Here is a 7,500-nt window from a genome sequence, read left to right as displayed (position 1 = left end):
TCGGTAGAAAAGGCCTTATGCCAAAACCGAAAGCGGGAACCGTGACCAACGACGTAGCAAAAGCGGTCGGTGAATTGAAAGCAGGTCGTATCGAGTATCGTCCCGATAAAGGCGGTGTCGTTCACCTCGGAGTTGGTAAGGTTTCTTTCGACAATACGAAGTTAGTCGAAAACATCCGCACCGTAGTTCAAACTCTGATGCGTGATAAACCTTCCGATGCAAAAGGCGATTATTTGAAAACTTTCTCCGTTTCTCCTACGATGGGAGTCGGCGTGAAAGTAGACGTGAAAGAACTGGTCAATACTTCCGTCTGACCTGGACAAGATTTGGAGTTATAGAAAATGGCGAATCAGGAAAAAGTAGAAGCAGTCGCATTACTCAAAGGCAAGTTGGAAGCGAAGAATAACTTCATTCTTGCCTGCTATTCAGGATTGACCGTGGAAGAAATCACCGGTCTCCGCGCTCAGTTGAGAAAAGAAGGTTCCGAGATGAAAGTTCTCAAGAACAATCTTTTCTTAAGAGCTCTGAAAGAATCGGAAGGTCACAAAGACAAAAACATTTCTTTCGGACCTGAATACCAAGGACCACTGGCTGCTATCTTCGCAGGTGAGAATCTTCCAGCCGTTGCAAAAGTTTGCAAAGACTTTGCAAAGGTAAATAAGAACCTCATTGTAAGAGCGGGTTACATGGACGGATCCGTATTGGATGCAGAAGGTGTAGAAGCGATCGCAGGACTTCCAAGTCGCGAACAACTTCTCGCTATGATTGCAGGCGGAATCAACGCACCGGCAAGAACGATCGCATCTGGTCTCAATCAGATCATCGCGTCTCTTGCAAGAGCGATCCAAGCAACCGCAGAAAAGAACAACGCGTAACGTATTTTTTAAATAGCAAAACGACTAAACGGAATCAAAGGAGCATATAAATGTCTACAGAAGCGCTATTAGAGCAAATCGGAAAACTAACCTTAGTTGAGGCTGCAGACCTCGTTAAAAAAATGGAAGATAAATTCGGCATTTCTGCTGCAGCTCCGGTTGCAGTAGCCGCGGCGGCACCTGTTGCCGGAGCTGTTGCTGAAGAAGCTTCTACTTATAACGTCATTCTGAAAGGTTTTGGCGATAAGAAGATTGAAGTGATCAAACTCGTAAGAGAAATCACTGGACTCGGATTGAAAGAGGCGAAAGACCTCGTTGAAGCTGGCGGAAAGTCTGTTAAAGAAGGCGTTTCTAAAGCAGAAGCTGATGACCTCAAAAAGAAACTCGAGGGCGTTGGCGCACAGATTGAACTCAAAGCGAGCTAATCGTTTCGTTAGAGCTCTGTTAGCGCTAGCTTTCAAAAAATCCTTTCACTCACGGCAAGGAGGCCTGGTTTCAGGCCCTCTTGCTCTATTGTATTTACAGCCTTTCAGAATTTTAGTATCTTTTCTTAAAAAAGGACTTAGGCTGAAAGAGTTCGAATCCTTCTTTTTTGCTAAAAGCAAAAACGTAGGTTCGTTTTGTTTATACAGGTCATAGTTTTTTTCATTATCGATAGGGAGCACAAAGAATGTACGGTCAAGTAGAGAGAAAACGGGTAAATTTCGGAAAAATCACGAATCTGGATTACCTTCCTAACTTGATTCAAATTCAGAAGCGTTCTTTTGACTGGTTTCTTCAGACAGACGTTAAGGATGAAACCAAAAGAAAGCATCAAGGATTAGAAGCTGTATTCCGGGAGACCTTTCCTATTGAAAGTCCCAACAATGACATGATCATGGAGTACAGTCATTATATTCTGGGAGAACCAAAACGTTCTCCTCAAGAATGTAAAGACACGGACGCGACTTTTGCGCTTCCGTTAAAAGCAGTCATCAGGTTAATCATCAAAGAAACCGGAGAAATCCGCGAACAAACCGTCTACATGGGAGATCTTCCCGTGATGACCGAGCAGGGAACGTTTATCATCAACGGAGCGGAACGCGTCGTCGTTTCTCAGCTTCACCGTTCTCCCGGTATTTTCTTTTCTTACGATATGGAAAGAGACGTTTTCTCAGCCAGAGTGATTCCTTACAGAGGATCCTGGTTGGAATTCGAGATGGACAACAAGGGAATTCTGATCGCGAAGATCGATAGAAAGAAAAAATTCCCGGCTACTCTTCTTATCAAATCACTCGGCCACGGAACCAACGAAGAAGTTCTTCGTTTATTCTACAGCTCTAGAAAAGAAAAAATCGCAGGCGCTACTTCCAAGGATCTGAAAAAAATTCTCGGAAGAAGAACCATCAACGATATCATCAACATGGAAACCGGAGAGGTCATGCTCGAAGCCGGTTCCAAGGTCAACGAAGACAATATCTCCATCTTAAAAGAGATGAAGGTAAAAGAAGTCGAACTGATCGAATTTCCAAAAGGAAAAGATAACCCGATTTTGATCAACGCTCTTGAAAAAGACGGAGTGAACGACTACGAGGATGCGATTTTAAAATTTCATTCTTTGATGCGTCAGGGTGAACCTTCTACGATTGAGAATGCTACTACCGAATTGACTCGTCTTTTCTTTTCTCCAAAAACTTTCGATCTCGGAGACGTGGGTCGTTACAAAATCAATTCTAAGTTTGAATTTAATAACCCGAAAGAATTTTCCGGTGAAAAGGCTCGCGTCTTAAGACCGGCGGACATCATCGAAACCGTTCGTTACATTCTGAATCTTTTTTCTGAAACTGAAAACTATTATCCGGACGATATCGATCACCTTGGAAACAGAAGGATTCGTTCCGTTGGAGAGTTGATCTCCAACCAACTCAAGACCGGATTCTCCAGAGTGGAAAGAGTGATCAAAGAAAGAATGACCGTTCAGGAAATTGAAACCCAAACTCCTCAACTTCTCATTTCGATCAAACCGATCACGGCCGTGATCAACGAATTTTTCGGTTCTTCTCAACTTTCTCAGTTTATGGATCAGACAAACCCTCTCGCGGAACTGACTCACAAACGAAGACTGAACGCACTTGGTCCCGGAGGTCTTTCGAGAGACAGAGCCGGTATGGAAGTGCGGGACGTTCACTATTCTCACTACGGTAGAATGTGTCCGATTGAAACTCCGGAAGGTCCGAACATCGGTCTGATTCTTTCTATGTCTTCGTATGCTCGTGTAAACGACTACGGATTCTTAGAAACTCCTTACAGAACGGTTAAGAATTCTAAAGTCACCGGTCAGATTGAACACCTTACCGCAGACAAAGAAGAATATCATTATATCGCACAAGCATCTGGCGTTCTCGACGAGAAAGGAGAACTCAAAAACAAATTGATCTCCACCCGTCACAGAGGGGACTTTCCTTTCCGTAACCCGAGTGAAATCCAGTATATGGACTTGGCTCCTCTTCAAGTTGTTTCGGTTTCTACGGCGCTCATTCCTTTCTTGGAACACGACGACGCGAACCGCGCCTTGATGGGTTCCAACATGCAACGTCAGGCAGTTCCTCTTCTTCGTGAAGAAGCTCCTTTCGTCGGAACTGGAATGGAAACCAGAGCCGCTTATGACTCCAGAATTTGTATCGTGAACAAACACGACGGCGTTGTGGTTTCCGTGGATGCGGAGAATATCGTCGTCGAGAGAAAGGGCGGAAAAGAATCCGATACTTATTCTCTTACAAAATTCAAAAAGACCAACCAAGGAACTTGTTTTAATCAAAAGCCGATCGTCGGAGTGGTTCACTCCGATTACGACGGAAAAGTATCCAAGGTTTCTAAAGAAAAAATCGAAGTAACACGGGATAACGGAGATGTAAAAGAATACATTCTCCAGATGGGAAGCAGACAATATGCTCCGATCGTTTCTTCCGGTGAAGAAGTAAAAAGAGGAACCACTCTCGCGGGACAAATCGTTACCGGTGAGAAGTTGGACGAGATCGGAAATATCCTCGTGAAAGGAACGGTCCTTGCCGATGGTCCTGCCGTTGACAACGGAGTGCTCGCTCTTGGTAGAAACGTTCTCGCGGCGTTCATGCCTTGGGAAGGTTACAACTTCGAGGATGCGATTTTGATCTCCGAAAGAATCGTTCGCGACGACGTATTCTCTTCCATTCACATCGAAGAGTTCGAGATCCAAGCAAGAGAAACAAAACTTGGACCGGAACAAATCACTCGAGACATTCCAAATCTTTCGGACAAAGCGTTCCGTGATTTGGATGAAACCGGTGTGATCCGCGTCGGTGCGGAAGTGAAACCGGGAGACATTCTCGTGGGAATGGTGACTCCGAAAGGCGAAACCGACCTGACTCCGGAATACAAACTTCTTCATTCTATCTTTGGTGAAAAAGCCAAAGACGTAAGAGATTCTTCTCTTAGAATGCCGAACGGTTTTGAAGGAACCGTCATTGATATCAAAAGATTCTCTCGCGAGAATCAAGACGAACTTCCTGCGGGCGTGGAAGAAATGGTAAAAGTATTCGTAGCCAGAAAGAGAAAACTTCTGGTTGGGGATAAAATGGCCGGACGCCACGGAAACAAAGGGGTCGTCGCTCGTGTAATGGCGGAAGAAGACATGCCTTACATGGAAGACGGAACTCCGATGGACATCGTCTTAAACCCGTTAGGCGTTCCTTCACGGATGAACCTCGGTCAGATTTTTGAAACTCAGTTGGGTTTTGCCGCGAGCAAACTCGGAATTTCTTTTGAAACTCCGGTCTTTGACGGCGCGGAAGAAGTCGACGTGGATAATTTCTGCAAAGAGGCAAATCTTCCTCTGAATTCTAAATTCAAACTTTTTGACGGTAGAACCGGACTTCCTTTTATGAACGAAGTCTTCTGCGGTTATATCTACATCTTAAAACTCGCTCACTTGGTGGAAGACAAGATCCACGCAAGATCGACCGGTCCTTACTCTTTGGTGACTCAACAACCACTCGGAGGAAAGGCTCAGTTCGGTGGACAGCGTCTTGGGGAAATGGAAGTGTGGGCTCTCGAAGCTTACGGCGCTTCTCATACTCTTCAGGAACTTCTCACCATCAAGTCCGACGATATGCTCGGACGTGCGAGAATCTACGAAGCGATCGTCAAGGGTATCCATTCCATCAAACCTGGTATCCCTGAGTCCTTCAACGTATTGGTTCAAGAGCTTAGAGGGCTTGCTCTGGATATCATCATCACCGACTCGGAAGGAAACACTGTGGATATTTCCGACTACGAAGATGAATATTCTAAGAGTAAGAAGAAAATTAAATTCGAGACTATAGAGAACGCATAAGAACATGAGATCCCATAACGACTTCGAATCGATTACAATCCGCCTGGCTTCTCCCGAAAGGATCAAAGAATGGTCTTACGGGGAAGTTAAAAAACCAGAGACCATCAACTACCGGACCTTAAAGCCCGAGAAAGACGGTCTTTTCTGCGAGAAAATTTTCGGAACCACCAAAGACTGGGAATGTTACTGCGGTAAATTCAAGTCCATCCGTTACAAGGGTGTGGTTTGCGACAAGTGCGGGGTCGAGGTAACTCACTCTAAAGTTCGTCGCGAAAGAATGGGGCATATCGAACTCGCGGCTCCGGTTTCTCATATCTGGTATTATCGTTCCGTTCCTTCGAGAATGGGACTTTTGCTCGATATGACTGTGAACCAGTTAAAGAGCGTTCTCTACTTTGAAAAATACGTAATCATCGATCCTGCGGATTCGGGAAGAAACCGCGGCGAACTCATCGACGAAGAAGAATACCACGCGTATCTCGACGAGTATGGCGACAAGTTCGTAGCCGGAATCGGCGCTGATGCGATCAAAGAACTTCTGGCTCGTATCGACGTCGACGCGGAAGCGAGAATGATCCGTCAAAAAATCCAAGACAAAGATAAGATCTCCGACAAGAGAATTCTCAAACGTCTGGAAGTTTTGGAAGCGTTCCGTGATTCCGGAAACCGCCCCGAGTGGATGGTACTCGACATCGTTCCCGTCATTCCTCCGGAACTTCGTCCTATGGTTCAGTTGGAAGGCGGTAGATTCGCTACTTCCGATTTGAACGACTTATACCGTCGTGTGATCAATCGTAACAACCGTCTCAAAAGACTTCTCGCTCTGAAAGCTCCTGAGATCATCGTTCGTAACGAAAAGAGAATGTTGCAAGAAGCCGTTGACGCTCTCTTTGACAACTCTCGCAGAAAACGCGCCGTTAAAGGAAAGGGAAACCGTCCTCTTAAATCCATCTCCGACATGCTCAAAGGGAAACAAGGTCGTTTCCGTCAGAACCTTCTCGGTAAGCGGGTAGACTATTCCGGTCGTTCCGTGATCGTAGTCGGTCCCGAGCTGAAATACCACGAGATGGGTCTTCCGAAGAAAATGGCTTTGGAACTTTTCAAACCTTTTATCATGAAGAGACTTGTGGATCTGGACTTAGCTCCGAACATCAAGTCCGCTAAGAAGAAAGTAGAAGCCGAAGACAAAGAAGTTTTCGACGTATTGGAATACGTAGTAAAAGAGCACCCTGTGATGTTGAACAGAGCTCCGACCCTTCACCGTCTGGGGATCCAAGCATTCTTACCGATCCTTGTGGAAGGGAAGGCGATCAAACTCCATCCTCTCGTCTGTCACGCGTTCAACGCCGACTTCGACGGTGACCAGATGGCGATCCACGTTCCTCTGACTCCAAAGGCTCAGTTGGAAACTTGGATGTTGATGCTCTCTCCTCACAATATTCTCAACCCCGCAAACGGACATCCGATCTGCGGACCGACTCAGGATATCGTATTAGGGATTTATTATTTAACTTCCGAACTTCCACCGGAGCCGGGCGTTCCTTTGAAATCTTTCTCGAACTTGGACGAGGTTCACTACGCGATCGACAGAGGCGTTGTAGAATTTAGAACCAAGATCAGCGTTTATCACCAAGGGAAGATTCTCGAGACAACTCCTGGAAGATTGATCTTCAATACGATTCTTCCGGAAGGTTATGCTTACGTAAACAAGCCGCTTTCCGACAAGGAAACAAACAAGATCATCGCCGACGTGTATGACAAATACGGTCCTGCAAAAACCGTATTGATGCTCGACGATATTAAAAAATTAGGATATCGTTATGCGACTCTGTTTGCTCCTACCATTTCCATCGAAGACATTCGTGTGTCTCCGGGTAAGGTCGGACTCGTAAACGACGCGAACAAAGAAGTCGAAAAAGCCGACTCCGAGTATCGCAAAGGTATCATCACAAACGAAGAACGTCGTAAAAAGGTAATCGAGATCTGGACAAAAACAAACGATCTCATCACCGATTCCATGTTCAAAGAATTGGAAAAAGACAAGGGCGGATTTAATCCCGTGTTCATCATGGCGGCTTCCGGTGCGAGAGGATCGAAACAACAGATTCGTCAGCTCGCAGGAATGCGCGGTCTTATGGCGAAACCTTCGGGAGAAATTATTGAGCTCGCGATTCGTTCCAACTTCCGCGAAGGTCTTTCGGTTCTTGAATTCTTCATCTCCACTCACGGTGCGAGAAAAGGTCTCGCGGATACGGCGTTAAAAACCGCCGATGC

The 7,500-nt window shown here is 45.7% G+C and carries 5 protein-coding genes (2 of these 5 only partly in view); all 5 read left to right on the top strand.

The genetic code is table 11. From position 1 onward, the window contains the following. Positions 1-314 carry the 3' portion of a 50S ribosomal protein L1 gene (rplA, locus tag A0128_RS15835; protein WP_069608394.1) on the top strand. 379 nt of this gene lie to the left of the window's left edge, so the window shows 314 of its 693 coding nt (coding positions 380-693); its start codon lies beyond the left edge, outside the window; it ends in the stop codon at positions 312-314. Between the two features lie 27 nt (positions 315-341). Then, positions 342-875: a 50S ribosomal protein L10 gene (gene rplJ, locus A0128_RS15830; protein ID WP_069608393.1), complete on the top strand. Its 534-nt coding sequence runs from the start codon at positions 342-344 to the stop codon at positions 873-875. A gap of 50 nt (positions 876-925) precedes the next feature. After that, on the top strand, positions 926-1,300 hold the full coding sequence (gene rplL, locus A0128_RS15825; RefSeq protein WP_069608392.1) for a 50S ribosomal protein L7/L12: 375 nt from the start codon (positions 926-928) through the stop codon (positions 1,298-1,300). A gap of 245 nt (positions 1,301-1,545) precedes the next feature. Beyond that, the gene (gene rpoB / locus A0128_RS15820) at positions 1,546-5,226 is read left to right on the top strand and encodes a DNA-directed RNA polymerase subunit beta (protein ID WP_069608391.1); all 3,681 of its coding nucleotides are present in this window, start codon (positions 1,546-1,548) and stop codon (positions 5,224-5,226) included. Between the two features lie 4 nt (positions 5,227-5,230). Further along, on the top strand, positions 5,231-7,500 hold the 5' portion of the coding sequence (gene rpoC, locus A0128_RS15815) for a DNA-directed RNA polymerase subunit beta' (protein ID WP_069608390.1). 1,951 nt of this gene lie beyond the right edge of the window; 2,270 of the gene's 4,221 nt are visible here — the first part of the coding sequence; its start codon is at positions 5,231-5,233; its stop codon lies off the right edge, out of view.

Origin of the sequence: Leptospira tipperaryensis, from assembly GCF_001729245.1 — a bacterium.
Classification (GTDB): Bacteria; Spirochaetota; Leptospiria; order Leptospirales; family Leptospiraceae; genus Leptospira; species Leptospira tipperaryensis.
This window is presented reverse-complemented; position numbering and strand designations above follow the sequence as displayed.